The organism is Bradyrhizobium paxllaeri, assembly GCF_001693515.2.
In the GTDB taxonomy this organism is placed as follows: domain Bacteria; phylum Pseudomonadota; class Alphaproteobacteria; order Rhizobiales; family Xanthobacteraceae; genus Bradyrhizobium; species Bradyrhizobium paxllaeri.
The window spans coordinates 2,238,368-2,252,942 of the sequence record NZ_CP042968.1 but is presented as its reverse complement, the minus strand read 5'-3'; the positions used below and the strand labels follow the sequence as shown (position 1 = coordinate 2,252,942).

The following is a 14,575-nucleotide window of genomic DNA, read 5'->3' as shown; positions in this document are numbered from 1 at the left end:
CGGGATCGCCGATGGCAGAACAAAACCATTGCGCTCAACTTGAGCACGGCAGGTTTATTCCCCATGAAAAAATGGCGGAATCCCACGCTTGCAGCGAATGCCTGCCTTAAGGCCGCAGGATGACCCGGTCCCGTGACGAGCCAGCCACCGCGATGAAGGCCGCCTTCGCCTGTTCCAGCGGATAGATCGCACTCGGCTTGATCGGGAACGGCTTGAGATGGCCGCCGGCGAAGCCGGGCGCGAGTTCGCGCAACACCGCACCCGTCGCGACCGACGACAGACCGAGCGTATCGATGCCGACATAGGTGTGCTGGCCGCGATAGAACTCCAGGATGTTGAACTGCACGATGCGATCGACCGCCGCGATCAGAATCTGCCGGCCGCGCAACGCCAGCGATTGGTGCGCGGCCTGGAAGTAGGGATCGCCCACCGTATTGAACACGATGTCGGCGCCCTTGCCGCCGCTGAGTTCACGCACGCGCGCCGCGACATCGGTCGCGGAGGCGTCGATGACTTCCACCTTCGAATTGGCGTGGCCTTCGTAAGCCTCTGCCCTGCGCACGACGCCGATCACCCGCGCGCCGTGCCAGGTCGCGATCTGCACCGCCGCCTGCCCGACCTTGCCGTTGACGCCCATCACCAGCACGGTCTCACCCGCTTTCGGGATGCCGGCACGACGCAAGCCTTCCATCGCGGTGACAAAGGGCACGCCGATGCCGGCGGCCTCCTCCCATGAAATGCTTTTGGGTTTCTCCACCACGGCGTCGGCTTCGACCACGAGATGCAATGCATGCGTGCCGTCCCGGCGAATGCCGAGATCGCCGGAAGAGCCGAACACCTCGCGGCCAATCCACCCCTGCGGCCCATCGATCACGACACCGGCATAGTCGCGGCCAGACGTGCGCGGAAAGACGGCGTAAGGCATCAGCCCGGTCGCCGCCTTTACGTCCGATGGGTTGACGGCCGCGGCTTTGATCTCGATCAGCAGATCGTTTTCGCCGCGGGACAATGCCCTCGTTTCGATCACGGGCGCGAGCGACGCGGCGTCGGCGGCTTTCGCCGGCAGGCGGACGCAGCGGGCCTGAACCGAGACAGGTCGAGCATCGGACTTTTCGGTAGCAGACATCAGGCGTTCCCGCTGGCTTCCAGGCAGCAGGAGTTACCCTTTCGGCCGCTTGTCGTAAACCCGTTTCGCCTTGCCGAGCGAACGCTCCAGGGTGTTGGGCGCCACGGCCTTGATGCGGGCGGTGATGCCGATGGTGTTCTTGATGAAGAGCGCGACCTTTTCGGCGTGCGGCAGCAGCCCGCTGCCGTCCCAGCTTTCGGGGCGGGCTTCGGCGAGCACGGTCATCTCGTCCATCCGCCCCTCGCGCGTCAGCTCGATGATGAAATGGCCGCCGCACCAGTCGGTGGCGAGCAGCGCTTCCTCGATCTGGGTCGGGAACACGTTGACGCCGCGCAGGATGATCATGTCGTCGGAGCGCCCGGTCACCTTTTCCATGCGCCGCATGCCGGGGCGCGCGGTGCCCGGCAGCAATCGCGTCAGGTCGCGGGTGCGGTAGCGGATGATCGGGAAGCCCTGCTTGGTGAGTGAGGTGAAAACCAGTTCGCCCTTCTCGCCGTCCGGCAGCACGGCGCCGGTCTCGGGATCGATGATTTCAGGGTAGAAGTGATCCTCCCAGATATGCAGGCCGTCCTTGGTCTCCACGCATTCCTGCGCGACGCCTGGGCCGATCACTTCCGACAGCCCGTAGATGTCGGTCGCGTCCATGTCAAAAGTCTGTTCGATCTCGGCGCGCATCGCATTGGTCCAGGGCTCGGCGCCGAAGATGCCGAACTTCAGCGACGATTTTCGGGGGTCGAGGCCCTGCCGCTTGAACTCATCTGATATGGCCAGCATGTAGCTCGGCGTCACCGTGATGATGTCGGGCCTGAAATCGTTGATGAGTTGCACCTGACGCTCGGTCATGCCGCCGGAAACCGGCACCACGGTGCAGCCGAGCTTTTCAGCGCCGTAATGCGCGCCAAGGCCACCAGTGAACAGGCCATAGCCGTAGGCATTGTGGATGATCATGCCGGTGCGGCCGCCGGCGGCGCGGATCGAGCGCGCCATCACCTCCGACCAGATGTCGATGTCGCCCTGCGTGTAGCCGACCACGATCGGCTTGCCGGTCGTGCCGGAGGACGCGTGAACGCGGACCAGTTTTTCCCGAGGCACCGCGAACATGTTGAAGGGATAGTTATCGCGCAGATCGGTCTTCACCGTGAACGGGAATTTGGCGAGATCGGAAAGCTCTCTGAAATCGGATGGATGCACGCCGGCGGCATCGAATGCCTTCCTGTAATGCGCAACATTGTCGTAGGCGTGCTGGAGCGACCAGGCGAGGCGCCTGGTCTGCAGCGCCATGATCTCATCGCGCGAAGCGCGCTCGGCCTCGTCCAGTTCAGCGCTGTAACCGCTTCCGCTCGACTTCAATCTTGCCATGGCCATGGTGCGTTCCCCTTGGTCTGTGTTCTCAGCCGGCCTCGTTGCCCGCCACCGGCAGCCATGTGCCGGCGATCGTGCGGGAATGGCCGCGGAATTCGGCGATCACGACATCGCCAGCGGTGACGCGAACGTCGTAGATGCCGGACCGGCCGTTGCGCGAGATTTCGCGTGCGGTGGCGACCAGCACGTCGCCGAGCTTGCCCGGCCGGATGAAGGCGATGTCGCATTGCGCGGCGACGGCGCGCTCATTGCGCGAGTTGCAGGCAAAGGCGAAGGTGGAATCGGCCAGCAGGAAGATGAAGCCGCCATGGGCAATGCGCTGGCCGTTGACCATGTGCGGCTGCACCGTCATCGTCAGCGTCGCGAAGCCGGGTTTTACCTCGACAATCTTCATGCCGAGGCCCTTGCTGGCGTCGTCTTCCCTCCACATCGCATCCGCGCAGGCGCGGGCGATCTCGTCGGGCGAAAGCGCGACGTTCATAGCGGGATACCCGCGCGAGACGGTTTCACGACGTTCTCTCCCTGTTGCCGGGCTTGTTATCAAGCCTCGTTACATAGTCCTTCAGTCTGGGGACGAAGCACCCGAGGTGTCAACGATCCCCCAATTCACCCGCTCCGTCATTCCGGGGCGCGCACAGCGCGAACCCGGAATCTCGAGATTCCGGGTTCGATGCTGCGCATCGCCCCGGAATGACGACTTCACTCACACATGGTCGTAGTCCACCACGACCTTGTCCGAACACGGCCGCGCCTGACAGGTCAGGATGAAGCCTGCCTTCAGCTCCCATGGTTCCAGCGAATAATTGAGCTCCATCTGCGCATCGCCCTCGACCAGCTTGGCGCGGCAGGTCGAGCACATGCCGCCCTTGCAGGCGAACGGCAGATCCATGCCGGCGCGCAGCGCGGCATCGAGGATGGATTCTTCCTCGGCGACCGGCACCTCGCGGCGCTTGCCGTCGATAATCAGCGACGCCATCGCCTTGGGCGGCGCTGATGCTTCGATCACCTTCTTCGGACGCGGCTTGCCGCCGAACTCCGAGACGAAGCGCTCGACGTGAATGCGCTCCTCAGCGATCCCGATCTCGCGGCAGGTCGCCTCGATGTCCTCGCTCATGCCCAAGGGGCCACAGATGAAGACGTGATCGACGCTTGCGGCCGGCACCAGCGAGCGCAGCAGCACGCGTACCTTCTCGCCGTCGAGTCGGCCGTGCAGGATCGGGATGTCCTGCTCCTCGCCCGAAATGACGTGGAACAGCGACAGCCGCTGCATGAAGCGGTCCTTCAATTCCTCCAGCTCTTCGAGAAACAGCATGCTCGTCGTCGAACGGTTGCCATAGAACAGGAAGAACCGGCTGTTCGGCTCGCGCGCCAGCACGCCCTTGACGATCGACAGGATCGGCGTGATGCCGCTTCCTGCAGCGAAGCCGACATACACCCGCGCCTCCTCGGGCGCATGCGCGATGCCGAAACGGCCGGTCGGGGTCATGACGTCGAGCTCGTCGCCGGCCTTCAATTCGTCCGCCGCCCTGTTCGAGAACGCGCCGCCATCGACCTTCTTCACGGCGATGCGGAGCTCGCCGTCGTCGGGGCCGGAGCAGATCGAATAGGAACGGCGCACTTCCTCGCCGTCCATCGTCGTGCGCAGGGTGAGGTATTGGCCGGGGGTGAAGCTGTAGTCGCCCTCCAGTTCTTTCGGAATGACGAATGTCATCGATACGGCGTCAGCGGCTTCGCGGCGCAGATCGTTGACAGCGAGACGATGAAAACGCGGGGCGTGGGACATCAGTTGTCTCCACCGTCATTGCGAGGAGCGAAGCGACGAAGCAATCCATCTCTCGTCACGCGGCGGCATGGATTGCTTCCGCCTTCGCTCGTTGAGCTACGGCGGACAGGTCGCTTCGCTCGCAATGACGGCATAGAGGGCCTCAATGGCACTTGAAATAATCAAAGGGTTCACGGCAGGCCTTGCAACGCCACAGCGCCTTGCAGGAGGTCGAGCCGAATTCGGACAGCAGCTCCGTATTCCCGGAACCGCATTGCGGGCACGCCACCTGCTGCTCCCCAAACAGCGCGCGGCGCGAATTCGACGCGTGCGGCGGCGCGATGCCGTAGGCGCGCAGCTTGTTGCGGCCGTCCTCGCTCATCCAGTCGGTGGTCCAGGCCGGCGACAGCACGGTGCGAATGATCGGCCGCGCGAGGCCGGCGCGCTCCAGCGCCAGTTCGATTTCCAGCGCAATCATGTTCATGGCGGGACAGCCGGAATAGGTCGGCGTTATCGCGACCTCGACGCGGCCGTCACGAACCTCGACATCGCGCAGCACGCCGAGATCGGCGATGGTGAGCACAGGGATTTCGGGATCGACGACCTGCGCAGCCGCCTCCCAGGCGCGGCGGCGCAAATCGGTATCGTTGAGAACCGCCGTCACCATGTCGCCCCCGGAAAGGTTCGCTGCATCGATTGCAGCTCGCTGAGGAGATGGCCGAGATGCTCGCTGTGCCGGCCGCTGCGGCCGCCCTGCTGCATCCAGTCGTTCTTCGGCAAGGCGAGCGTCGCTTCGCCGACGACGCCGGTGATTGTCTCCAGCCATTGCGCGCGCAGCGGCGCCGGATCGATCGCGATGCCGGCATCTATCAGACCGCGCTCGCTGTCGTCGACGGCGAACATCTCGCCGGTGAAGGCCCAGAGTTCGTCGATGGCCGCTTGCGCCCGTCGGTGGCTTTCCTCGGTGCCGTCGCCGAGGCGGACGATCCATTCCGAGGAATGGCGGACGTGATAGGCGCTTTCCTTTTCCGATTTCGCCGCGATCGCCGCCAGCGTCGGATCGCTGGAGCGCATCATCGCGCGCCAGTAGAGGTCGGCGAAAGTGGCGTAGAAGAACTGACGCACCATGGTGCGCGCGAAATCACCGTTCGGCTGTTCCAGCAGCAACAGATTGCGATACTGCCGGACGTCGCGGAGATACGCGAACTTGTCCTCGTCGTTGTCCCTGCCCTCGACCTTGGCCGCATAGGAATAGAGTTCGCGGGCCTGTCCCAGCAAATCGAGGCCCATATTGGCGAGCGCCATGTCCTCTTCCAGCATCGGCGCGTGGCCGCACCATTCCGACAGGCGGTGGCCGAGGATCAACGCATCGTCAGCGCGGCGCAAGGTGTAGAGCACCAGCGGCGTTTCGGAGACGGAGATGTTGGCGACGGTCATTTCAATCACCTGCTAGATCGTCATTGCGAAAAATGATGCGACGACTTGTCCGCCGTAGCTCGAAGAGCGAAGGCGGAAGCAATCCATTCTTCCGTTGCGGCGCGATGGATTGCTTCGCTGCGCTCGCAATGACGGCGTCACATATGCCCGACTTCCTCGGGCACGTCGTAGAACGTCGGATGCCGGTAGATCTTCGATTCCGCCGGCTCGAACATCATGCCCTTCTCGGATGGATCGGACGCCGTGATCGCATTCGATGGCACCACCCAGATCGAGAGACCCTCGCCGCGGCGGGTGTAGATGTCGCGCGCAGCCTGCAGCGCCAGCGTGGCGTCGGTGGCGTGCAGCGAGCCGACATGCTTGTGCGCCAGTCCGTTGCGGCTGCGAATGAAAACTTCCCAGAGCGGAATGTTCGGCGTTGCCATTGATTGCCTCCCTACTCTGCGGCCTGCAAGGCGGCGCGCCGCTTGCGCTTCTCCGCATAAGCCATCGCAGCCTCGCGCACCCAGGCGCCGTCGTCGTGCGCCTTGCGCCGCGCCGCGAGGCGGTCGCGATTGCAGGGACCATTGCCGGCCAGCACCTGCTTGAATTCCTCCCAGTCGATCGCACTGTATTCCCAATTGCCGGCTTCGTTCTGCTTCATGCCTGGATCGGGAAAGGTCAGCCCCAGGAATTGCGCCTGCGGCACCGTGGCATCGACGAATTTCTGGCGCAGCTCGTCATTGGAGAAGCGCTTGATCTTCCATTTGGTCGAGGTGTCCGAGTGCTGGCTGACCTGGTCGGGCGGACCGAACATCATCAGCACCGGCCACCACCAGCGGTTCAGCGCATCCTGCGCCATCGCCTTCTGCTCGGCGGTGCCGCGGCACAGCGTCAGCATGATCTCAAAGCCCTGGCGCTGGTGGAAGGATTCCTCCTTGCAGACGCGGATCATCGCGCGTGCATAGGGGCCATAGGAGCAGCGGCACAGCGGGATCTGGTTCATGATCGCCGCGCCGTCGACCAGCCAGCCGATGGTGCCGATATCGGCCCAGGTCAGCGTCGGATAGTTGAAGATCGAGGAATATTTTGCCTTGCCCGCCAGCATCGCATCGACCAGCTCTTCGCGCGAGGAGCCGAGGGTTTCGGCGGCGGCATAGAGATAGAGGCCGTGGCCGCATTCGTCCTGCACTTTTGCGAGCAGCGCCGCCTTGCGGCGCAGCGACGGCGCGCGCGTGATCCAGTTGCCCTCGGGCAGCATGCCGACGATTTCGGAATGGGCGTGCTGGGAAATCTGCCGCGTCAGCGTCTTGCGATAGGCCGCCGGCATCCAGTCGTTCGGCTCGATGCGCTCGTCGGCGTCGATGCGCGCCTGAAACTGCGTGGCCCGTTCGGCGTCCTCAATGTGGCGATCGTCGCCGTCGGACGTATTGAGCGCCTGCGTGTACATGGCGGACCTCCCGGTATTTGTTGGGAAGCAATATATAACATAAATTACGATATGCAATATAATTCTGTAACATATTTATGGATCGCCGAAACGCCTCGAAAGTTCCGCGCCGGGCTTCGGCAAGGGACCGCTTTCATTGGTGGCATGCCGGTCAAGCCATTGTTCGGACGCCGGAAGCAGCGCGCGATAGATCTCGCCGCAGAGCGTGCGGGCGGCCCTGCCCGGCCAGTCCGCGGGCAGCAGCGCGGTCGGCAATAGCGGATCGCGCAGCACGACGCGGCGGTAATGGTGGATCAGCAGCACGCGCGCGGTGAAGGCATCGGCTTCCGCCAGCCGCTCGCCACGGCCGATCCACTCCCGCAGCGGTGCGAAGGTCTTCATGAATTTCTGATAGGCGTCCGCGGTGCGATCGAGCGGCCAGCTTTCGCTGAGCAGGCGCCGGCCGCTGTCGTCTTCAGCAGACACTTCGAGACGGATGGCGCCCGCGGCTTCTTCCGGCACCGGCACGCCCGACGGTGCGACCCACACGCCCGGCAGCGGACTGCCGAAGCCAGCGTTCTTCAGCGCGTCGCGGGAAGCGTCGCGGTCTTCGCCATTGCCAATCAGCAGCAGTTCAAACCGCCCGGTCCAGTCAGAGGCCGGCGGGCCGTAGATGTGTTTCGTTGCGATATCAAAAGTTTGCCGCCCACTCTGCACCAGGCGATAGAAGCTGTTGCGACCGATTTTATTGCGCTCGAACCAGCCATCGGCAGTGAGCCGCGACATCGCGGTGCGCACCACGCTGGCGTCGATGTCCAGTTGCTCGAAGAATTCCAGCAGTGTGCCGAGCCAGACCGAACCGCCGCGCGGCACGATGGCATCCCCGAATACCGTGATGACGATGGAGCCGGTGCGCGACGGTTCGCGCTTTAGCTGCTGGATGATGCGGGTAAGCGGCGGCGGCATGCGTCAAGGCATAGCGCGTTTTTCGGCAGAGCGACAATGGCGGCCGTTACTCTCTCTCTCCCTTCCTTCACGGGGAGAGGGGCAGCCTCGGCAAATTCGATAGACAGGAGTATGCGGCGGAGACTCTTCTCACCCGCATAAAAAAGGTTGCGCGCAGGCAGCCTCTATCGTCCCCCCCGATTTAAATAAACAGGCGACCTCAGGCCCTCTTACGCTCCCGATCGATCGGGGCGGATTTGGCTTTTGCACGCTTCAGTTCAGCCAGGCGCTGCATGTGCTTGACACTCACCGGCTTGCCTGACTTTGGGTCGGCCGCCTTGCGAGCACCTTCTTTGCTGACCTTCTTGATCTGGTCACGCGTCATAGCATCAACTCCTGCTACCATAGATATAGCACGCTTCCGGTGGTCTTAAACCCGCTTTGTAAACAACCAGTAGTCCTTTTGTGACTCCTCGTCGCGAAACTGATCTCCGAGGAGATACCCACATCCGTACACGGTAGTACAGATAAGGGCATATTTGTGCAGGGCCTTTTGCTCCAGACCGGCGTAGTAGGTCTCCATGGTTATGTTGTCTGGCTTAACCTTATCAACCAGCGTCCGTACGGCTCGTCGAACCTGCATGAGGACGAAAGCGCGCCATTCCTGGGGAATGTACTTTTCGACGCATTCCTTGGTGTAGTCCAAACCGCCCACTTTCCACTCCTTGGACAGGCTGTTTTCGCGAATGCCGAACCTCAAATCGTGCGCTTCGGGGTCGTGTACGGGCACGAGCATCACCAACATGACGACAACGACGTCGGCATCCACGTCGTAACCCAGCGCGAACTCCACTATTTCCAAACCCAGATTGTCGGTGAACGGCGGGTCGGGGTCGACCTCGATATCGAATTCGTATGCCATGAGGAGGGCATACTGCATTCCAGCACGAAAGCGAAGTATGACTGCGCCACAACCTAAGGGTTGGCACCACCACCAGAGATTCTGGCCGGACAAGTACCTAAAGTACTAGCAAAGCCATTCGAAAGTCCCCGACAGGATCTACAAGCCGCCATACGCTCTCCCCGCAGGAGGGCAAGTCTGTCGGAGTTTGCCGCGTCCTCAGCGATGCGGATTCGGATAAACCACGCTTCGCCAGCCGCTCCGATCGAACGGCGCCCACTCGCCTTCCGGCTGCGCCAGGCGATCGGCGACTGCGTAGACGACGGCGGGGTGATGGCCCATGCCGCAATGGCTGCTCTCGACTTCGATGCTTTCGGAAGTCGCCGAGGTCTTCTCCATGCAGCCCTGCCAGGCGCAGATGCCGTCGGTGCGGCTGAAGATGGCGGTGGTCGGCACCGGTGGCGTCGAAGACAGCGCGCCGCCGAAACGGGCGTCCTCTTCATCGGCGCGGCGGCCGCTCGCGATCTCGTAGACGCGCCAGGCGTTGGTCGCCTTCGGGCCCGACGCAAACGGGCTGCCGAGCGTGATCACCGAGCGCACGCGCTCCGGCATCATCTTGGCGAGCTGGCGCGCATAGAGGCCGCCAAGGCTCCAGCCGACCAGCGAGACCTTGCGGCCATGCGTGTCGTTCAGCTCCTGCACCAGATCGACCATCGCGTCCTGCACGCCATGACGCAGACCGAGATTGCGGCCCTGCCGCCAGCCGCTGACGGCGTAGCCGCGATTGCGCAGGAAGGTTCGCAGCGGCCGTGTCGATGTATCGGAAGCAACGAGCCCGGGCAGCACCAGCACCGGATGGCCGTCACCGCGCGGCGCGAGGCTCAGCAGCGGCAGCGCGCCGAGAAACGCGCCCAATTCGGAAATGGCACGGCCCTCCAGAAACATCAGGGTCCTGGACGGCGGCGCAAGCGTCTGTGTAGCAACGGACATCGTGTCTCCTCTCGGGCTGGCCCCTTACGTCTCGGCAGCCAAGCCGCTGGTTCAGTTAGACGCAACGCAGCAGAATCGTTCGCTACGCAACATTATTCCATAAAAAGCTAGGGAACCGGTTTTCCTCTTGCAAGCGGCCCAGATCACACTTGGGAAAAGTAAAAGCGTTGACGTGATGAATTAGTCACAGCAGCCGCAGCAGATATTCGAGGGTGTAGAGCGCCAGCCCTGCAAGCCCGCCGATCAGCGAGCCGTTGAATCGGATGTATTGCAGGTCGCGGCCGATATTGATCTCGATGAGCGAGATTAACTGCCCCATGTCCCACGACTTGACCTGATCGGAGATGAAGGTCGAGACGCCGCTCTTCTGTTCGGCGACGACGGTTCGCAGCACCGCCACGAGACCCTGGTTGATTTCGGCGCGCAGTTCGGCGTCACCCGCCAAGGCCTCGCCTGCGGTTACGAACATGCGCACGAGATACTGCTCCAGCACCTGCGTCTCGCCTGAGGCGCTGCGCTCGAAGAAGGAGCGCACGTTCGCCCAGATGTGGCGCGCAAGGCCGGCCAGTTCGGGCCGCGCCAGCAGATCGCGCTTCAGGCCGGCGATCTTCTCGGCATACACCGGATCGGTGCCGAGACGATCGACGAAGGTCAGCACCATCCGGTCGAACTCGCCGCGGAACGGATGCGCAGGATCGCTGCGGACTTCCTCGAAGAACGCGGTGGCGGAAGCCACGATCTTGTTCACCAGAAACTTGTCGGCGCGATAGAGTTTCAAGAGCGTCGGCAATTCGGCGCGGATCTTCTCCCGGATCATCGCCATGGTCTCGGCCTGCGTCATCGTCTCGTGCACGCCGCGCAGGAGATCGTCGAGCAGGCCCTGGTGGCGGCCTTCCTTCACGAACGTACGCAAGGTGCCGGCGGCGAGCGGCGCCAGATCGATCGCCATCAGTTGCGCCGTGATGCGGCGGCTGACGAAGGTCATCAGGCCGGAATTCTCGGTCGCCGCCACCGCCTCGGGCAACAGCCGCAGCGCAAAGCGCGCGAGATCCTCGCTGCGTTTGCGGTCGCGGAGCCAGTCGGCAATGAACGAGCCGAAATCGATCTGCCGCAGTTTTGCTTCGACGGGCGCGGCTTCGAGGAAATGCTGTTCGATGAATTCGCCGAGCTTGTCGGCGATGCGGTGCTGGTTGCTCTGGATGATCGCGGTGTGCGGGATCGGCAGGCCCAGCGGCCGTTTGAACAGCGCGACCACGGCGTACCAGTCGGCGAGACCGCCGATGGTAGCGGCCTCGGCAAAGGCCGCGATGAAGCCGAATACCGGATGTACCGGCACCAGCGCCTTCGCGCCAAGGAAAACGACAAACGTCGCCGCCAACACTCCTGTCGCCAGCAACTTCACGCGCCGCAACTCGGCGGCGCGCGCGGCGTCGCCGGGCGTGTCGATGACGAAGGTGGCGGGAAGCGTCATGACGGCTTTCGAAGAGATACACCCACTTCGATCATAGCGCGATGCACCCACTGCCGTCATTCCGGGGCGTGCGAAGCACGAACTATGGGGCGCCCCTTGCGCCCCTGAGAATCTCGAGATTCCGGATCGCCGCTTCGCGTCGTCCGGAATGACAGCGCATACCCGACAAAAAGAAGGCCCGCCTAAGCGGGCCTTCGAATTGGGCAGTTGTCAGGCGATCGCGATCAGGCGGTCTTGGAATAGACCTTGGAGAAATTGTCCTGCGCGGTCTTGGCACCGTCGGCGACGAGCTTGCCGAGATACTCGCTGGAGGCCTTCGCCCGCGAGACGAGCACTTCGCCGCGCGCACGGACCAGGTCCGACTGGATCTGGGCGGCTTCGCTCAGCGACTTGGCCGAAGCGAGCTTGTCGATGCCGGCGAAGAACGCTTCCGCGTCCTGGTACAGCGCCTGCTGGATGTTGCGGCTGATCTTGGCGGCCTCGGTGACCGAACCGGCAACGGCGGTCTCGATCGCGGCGGTGACCTTCTCGGAACCGGCATGGAAGTCGGCAGCGCGAACCTTCGCGGTCTCGGCCTGCTTCTTCACGAACTCACGGGCGGCTTCCGGAACTTCCAGGTTCTGGAGCTTGGTGAACGCCTCGGTGACGGGCGCGAAGGCTTCCTTGACGGTGTTCAGCACGGAATTGGTTTCGGCGGTCATTGGGGGTCTCTCCATCCTCAGGTTTGAGCAACGGGGCTCACCCCGTCCGGTTTGGCCCGGGGCATGAGTGTTGTGCCACAGTTAATGGTGCGCCGCAACATCAATGTTGCATCGCGACATCACGAAATCGTGAGGAGCCCGCCAAATGAGCGCTTTGCCGAGCGAACCGGCAAAAGCTCCACTTTAGTCTAATGCCGGGCCCGCCCCGGCCTACTTTGCATGGGGTTGTTTTGCGAGTTTTTGTTCGGGCTCTGACGCCTAGTGCTGGACCGCCCCGGGGACCCCATAGGCCTCGAGCTGTGCCCGGACCTGCGCCACATTGTGCCCGAGCACGACGATGTCGTGCTTCTTGCCGTCGACGTCCCGGACGTGGTCCCGCAGCAGGGCCTCGGCCTTGAAGCCCAGGCTCTCGAACAGGGCGATCGCCGCCTGCTGGTCGACCGTCATCTGTACCGTCAGCCTTTCCAGCCCGGCCCCAAGCGCCAGCGCAAAGGTCTCCTGGGAGAGCGCCCGGCCGACCCCCTGCCCGCGGACATCCAGCGACACCACCATCCGGATGCCGCCGACATGGGGCGACCAGGAATGCGGGTCGCAAACTAGCGTGCCGCAGCCGACCACCGTTCCATCCTTCACCGCCAGCAGGCTCGTGATGGCGCCGCGCTCGATCTCGTTGACCCAGGCCGACAGCACCTTTGGCTGGCTGATATTGCGCGGCAGGAACAGCAGATCATGCGTCGGCAGCTTTTGCGCAAACGCCAGCACCGCGGGCTCGTCGGCGCGGGCCATCAGTCGAAATTCGATGTCGCCCCCGTCGGTCTTGACGTGGCGGGGATAGGAACGTGTCTCGCTCATGTTGATCTCTTACCTAGCCAGGAATCCAGTTTCGGCCACAGCCGCTTGATGGCGTTGGCGCCGGCGACGACGCTGACGTGACCGCCCTTCAGCACCACCTCTTCCTTGTCCGATGAGCCGATCTTGGCGATCAGATGCTTTGCGGCGTCATAGGGCACGATGTGATCGTGCTCGGCGACCGCATGCAGGATCGGAACCTTGATGTTCGCAAGCTTCGCCTCGCGCCCGCCGACCGTCATGGTGTCGTTGTAGAGCTTGTTGTCCCACATCAGGTCCTTGGTGATGGCGCGAAAGTACTCGCCGGCCAGCGGCAAGGTGTCGGTGCCCCAGCGATCCATCATCCGGTAGGCTTTGACGTATTCGTCATTCCAGATGTTGTCCCAGAGCTGTACCTGGCTCGCGACGCGCGAGCCAGGCCGCAGCATCTCGAACGACTGCAGGATCAGTTCGGGCGGCATGTTGCCGGTGGTGTCGATCAGGCGGTCGACATCGAAATAGCGGCGGTCGGAGAAGTTCGAGAACAGCTTCATCTCGCGGAAGTCGATCGGCGTGGTGAAGCAGATCAGATTCTTCATCGGCCCGTCGTGGAAGATCGAGCCATACAGAAGCGACAGCACGCCGCCGAAGCAATAGCCGATGATGCTGACGTCCTTTTCGCCGGAATCCTGCTGCACGCGGCGAATGCAGTCCGGAATGAAGTCGAGGACGTAGTCCTCCATCCGCAGGGATTTCTCTTCCGGCTTCGGCGCGGTCCAGTCCAGCATGTAGACGTCGTAGCCGCGCTTCAGGAGAAACTCGATGAAGCTCTGGCCCGGCACCATGTCGAGGATGTAGCCGCGGTTGGTGGTGGCCATCACGATCAGGATCGGCACGCGGTAGATTTCATCCGCAACCGGCCGGTAGTGGTAGAGGTTCATGGTGCCGCGGACGGCCAGGATGTCCTTTGGCGTCGAGCCGAGCGAAGGACCGGACGAGGAAAAATATTCGACGCCCTTGATGCTGCGCTGGATCGCGCGCTGCACCTCGGACTGGACCCGCTCCGAGATGGAGGCGAAATCGAGACCGGTGGGAGCGTTCATTTTTGCTCTCCCTCCGATGGCGGACGCTTGGTGCGCGGCGGCCGCGGCGTGCCAAAACCGCTCTCGGGCGCCAGCGAATTATGATGCACCTGCTGCAGCAGCGCCTTGATCTCGTTGAGCTGGCCCTCGATCGCCTGGATGCGTTCGGCCATGCCGACCATCTGCGCCCGGCTCGGCAAATTCATCGCCAGCAGATATTTCTCCATCAGCTCGCCGAGCTGCTTCTGCGCGCCCGCCGTCGCGCCGCCGACCTGATTCATCACCTTGGAAAATTCCGGCGACGTCATCGCCTGGTTGGCAAAGGAGTTGAACCCCTTTTCCATCTCCCCGATCATGGTCTGCCAGATCACGGCAGGATCGTTGCCTTTGTCGGCCATAGGCGCCCTCTCCCTCACGGTTACGAGCGCTTGCCACGCTTCGTTTGTATTTGGCCCATACCACACCGTTGCAACGGGGCGGTCAACCGCTGCCAAGCCTTCTGCGGTGCGGGAAACCGTGCCATAGTTACTCAACACGGTATCACTTGAGGGGAAGACAAACA

Annotated in this window: 17 protein-coding genes; all 17 read right to left on the bottom strand. The window is 63.0% G+C overall.

Going from position 1 to position 14,575, the window contains the following annotated elements; all coding sequences use genetic code 11:
* Window positions 1-106 precede the first annotated feature (106 nt).
* Window positions 107-1,126 carry a quinone oxidoreductase family protein gene (locus LMTR21_RS10625; protein WP_065756547.1) on the bottom strand — a complete coding sequence of 340 codons (1,020 nt, stop codon included), beginning with the start codon at window positions 1,124-1,126 and terminating at the stop codon, window positions 107-109.
* A 33-nt stretch (window positions 1,127-1,159) separates the two neighbouring features.
* On the bottom strand, window positions 1,160-2,491 hold the full coding sequence (paaK, locus tag LMTR21_RS10620) for a phenylacetate--CoA ligase PaaK (protein WP_065756548.1): 1,332 nt from the start codon (window positions 2,489-2,491) through the stop codon (window positions 1,160-1,162).
* A 25-nt stretch (window positions 2,492-2,516) separates the two neighbouring features.
* On the bottom strand, window positions 2,517-2,969 hold the full coding sequence (paaI, locus tag LMTR21_RS10615; protein ID WP_065756549.1) for a hydroxyphenylacetyl-CoA thioesterase PaaI: 453 nt from the start codon (window positions 2,967-2,969) through the stop codon (window positions 2,517-2,519).
* Between the two features lie 222 nt (window positions 2,970-3,191).
* Window positions 3,192-4,271, bottom strand: coding sequence for a 1,2-phenylacetyl-CoA epoxidase subunit PaaE (gene paaE, locus LMTR21_RS10610; protein WP_065756550.1), 1,080 nt, complete (start codon window positions 4,269-4,271; stop codon window positions 3,192-3,194).
* 142 nt (window positions 4,272-4,413) lie between these two features.
* Window positions 4,414-4,917 carry a 1,2-phenylacetyl-CoA epoxidase subunit PaaD gene (gene paaD / locus LMTR21_RS10605; RefSeq protein ID WP_065756551.1) on the bottom strand — a complete coding sequence of 168 codons (504 nt, stop codon included), beginning with the start codon at window positions 4,915-4,917 and terminating at the stop codon, window positions 4,414-4,416.
* Window positions 4,911-5,687: a 1,2-phenylacetyl-CoA epoxidase subunit PaaC gene (gene paaC / locus LMTR21_RS10600; protein WP_065756552.1), complete on the bottom strand. Its 777-nt coding sequence runs from the start codon at window positions 5,685-5,687 to the stop codon at window positions 4,911-4,913. Before paaC ends, paaD begins: the two co-directional genes overlap by 7 nt.
* Window positions 5,688-5,824: 137 nt before the next feature.
* The gene (paaB, locus tag LMTR21_RS10595) at window positions 5,825-6,112 is read right to left on the bottom strand and encodes a 1,2-phenylacetyl-CoA epoxidase subunit PaaB (protein ID WP_065756553.1); all 288 of its coding nucleotides are present in this window, start codon (window positions 6,110-6,112) and stop codon (window positions 5,825-5,827) included.
* A gap of 11 nt (window positions 6,113-6,123) precedes the next feature.
* Entirely contained in the window at window positions 6,124-7,116 is a 993-nt protein-coding gene (gene paaA, locus LMTR21_RS10590) for a 1,2-phenylacetyl-CoA epoxidase subunit PaaA (protein WP_065756554.1), read from the bottom strand.
* A gap of 75 nt (window positions 7,117-7,191) precedes the next feature.
* A complete protein-coding gene (paaX, locus tag LMTR21_RS10585) occupies window positions 7,192-8,061 on the bottom strand; it encodes a phenylacetic acid degradation operon negative regulatory protein PaaX (RefSeq protein ID WP_065756555.1) in 870 nt (289 codons plus the stop codon).
* A gap of 199 nt (window positions 8,062-8,260) precedes the next feature.
* The gene (locus tag LMTR21_RS39980) at window positions 8,261-8,425 is read right to left on the bottom strand and encodes a hypothetical protein (RefSeq protein WP_187399336.1); all 165 of its coding nucleotides are present in this window, start codon (window positions 8,423-8,425) and stop codon (window positions 8,261-8,263) included.
* Window positions 8,426-8,470: 45 nt separating this feature from the next.
* Entirely contained in the window at window positions 8,471-8,980 is a 510-nt protein-coding gene (locus LMTR21_RS10580; protein WP_065756556.1) for a hypothetical protein, read from the bottom strand.
* Between the two features lie 180 nt (window positions 8,981-9,160).
* A complete protein-coding gene (locus LMTR21_RS10575; protein WP_065756557.1) occupies window positions 9,161-9,931 on the bottom strand; it encodes an esterase/lipase family protein in 771 nt (256 codons plus the stop codon).
* 184 nt (window positions 9,932-10,115) lie between these two features.
* Window positions 10,116-11,402: a DUF445 domain-containing protein gene (locus tag LMTR21_RS10570; protein ID WP_065756558.1), complete on the bottom strand. Its 1,287-nt coding sequence runs from the start codon at window positions 11,400-11,402 to the stop codon at window positions 10,116-10,118.
* 224 nt (window positions 11,403-11,626) lie between these two features.
* On the bottom strand, window positions 11,627-12,103 hold the full coding sequence (locus tag LMTR21_RS10565; RefSeq protein WP_065756559.1) for a phasin: 477 nt from the start codon (window positions 12,101-12,103) through the stop codon (window positions 11,627-11,629).
* A 258-nt stretch (window positions 12,104-12,361) separates the two neighbouring features.
* Entirely contained in the window at window positions 12,362-12,955 is a 594-nt protein-coding gene (locus LMTR21_RS10560; protein ID WP_065756560.1) for a GNAT family N-acetyltransferase, read from the bottom strand.
* On the bottom strand, window positions 12,952-14,034 hold the full coding sequence (locus LMTR21_RS10555; RefSeq protein ID WP_057839519.1) for an alpha/beta fold hydrolase: 1,083 nt from the start codon (window positions 14,032-14,034) through the stop codon (window positions 12,952-12,954). Before LMTR21_RS10555 ends, LMTR21_RS10560 begins: the two co-directional genes overlap by 4 nt.
* Window positions 14,031-14,411 carry a hypothetical protein gene (locus LMTR21_RS10550; protein ID WP_065756561.1) on the bottom strand — a complete coding sequence of 127 codons (381 nt, stop codon included), beginning with the start codon at window positions 14,409-14,411 and terminating at the stop codon, window positions 14,031-14,033. Before LMTR21_RS10550 ends, LMTR21_RS10555 begins: the two co-directional genes overlap by 4 nt.
* Between the last annotated feature and the right edge of the window lie 164 nt (window positions 14,412-14,575).

Coding starts and splice junctions, on each gene's coding strand:
- LMTR21_RS10550 (WP_065756561.1), bottom strand. CDS start 14,411: ATGGCCGACAAAGGCAACGATCCTGCCGTGATCTGGCAGACCATGATC.
- LMTR21_RS10575 (WP_065756557.1), bottom strand. CDS start 9,931: ATGTCCGTTGCTACACAGACGCTTGCGCCGCCGTCCAGGACCCTGATG.
- paaI (WP_065756549.1), bottom strand. CDS start 2,969: ATGAACGTCGCGCTTTCGCCCGACGAGATCGCCCGCGCCTGCGCGGAT.
- paaC (WP_065756552.1), bottom strand. CDS start 5,687: ATGACCGTCGCCAACATCTCCGTCTCCGAAACGCCGCTGGTGCTCTAC.
- paaB (WP_065756553.1), bottom strand. CDS start 6,112: ATGGCAACGCCGAACATTCCGCTCTGGGAAGTTTTCATTCGCAGCCGC.
- paaX (WP_065756555.1), bottom strand. CDS start 8,061: ATGCCGCCGCCGCTTACCCGCATCATCCAGCAGCTAAAGCGCGAACCG.
- paaA (WP_065756554.1), bottom strand. CDS start 7,116: ATGTACACGCAGGCGCTCAATACGTCCGACGGCGACGATCGCCACATT.
- LMTR21_RS10565 (WP_065756559.1), bottom strand. CDS start 12,103: ATGACCGCCGAAACCAATTCCGTGCTGAACACCGTCAAGGAAGCCTTC.
- paaD (WP_065756551.1), bottom strand. CDS start 4,917: ATGGTGACGGCGGTTCTCAACGATACCGATTTGCGCCGCCGCGCCTGG.
- paaE (WP_065756550.1), bottom strand. CDS start 4,271: ATGTCCCACGCCCCGCGTTTTCATCGTCTCGCTGTCAACGATCTGCGC.
- LMTR21_RS10570 (WP_065756558.1), bottom strand. CDS start 11,402: ATGACGCTTCCCGCCACCTTCGTCATCGACACGCCCGGCGACGCCGCG.
- paaK (WP_065756548.1), bottom strand. CDS start 2,491: ATGGCCATGGCAAGATTGAAGTCGAGCGGAAGCGGTTACAGCGCTGAA.
- LMTR21_RS10555 (WP_057839519.1), bottom strand. CDS start 14,034: ATGAACGCTCCCACCGGTCTCGATTTCGCCTCCATCTCGGAGCGGGTC.
- LMTR21_RS10625 (WP_065756547.1), bottom strand. CDS start 1,126: ATGTCTGCTACCGAAAAGTCCGATGCTCGACCTGTCTCGGTTCAGGCC.
- LMTR21_RS10560 (WP_065756560.1), bottom strand. CDS start 12,955: ATGAGCGAGACACGTTCCTATCCCCGCCACGTCAAGACCGACGGGGGC.
- LMTR21_RS39980 (WP_187399336.1), bottom strand. CDS start 8,425: ATGACGCGTGACCAGATCAAGAAGGTCAGCAAAGAAGGTGCTCGCAAG.
- LMTR21_RS10580 (WP_065756556.1), bottom strand. CDS start 8,980: ATGCAGTATGCCCTCCTCATGGCATACGAATTCGATATCGAGGTCGAC.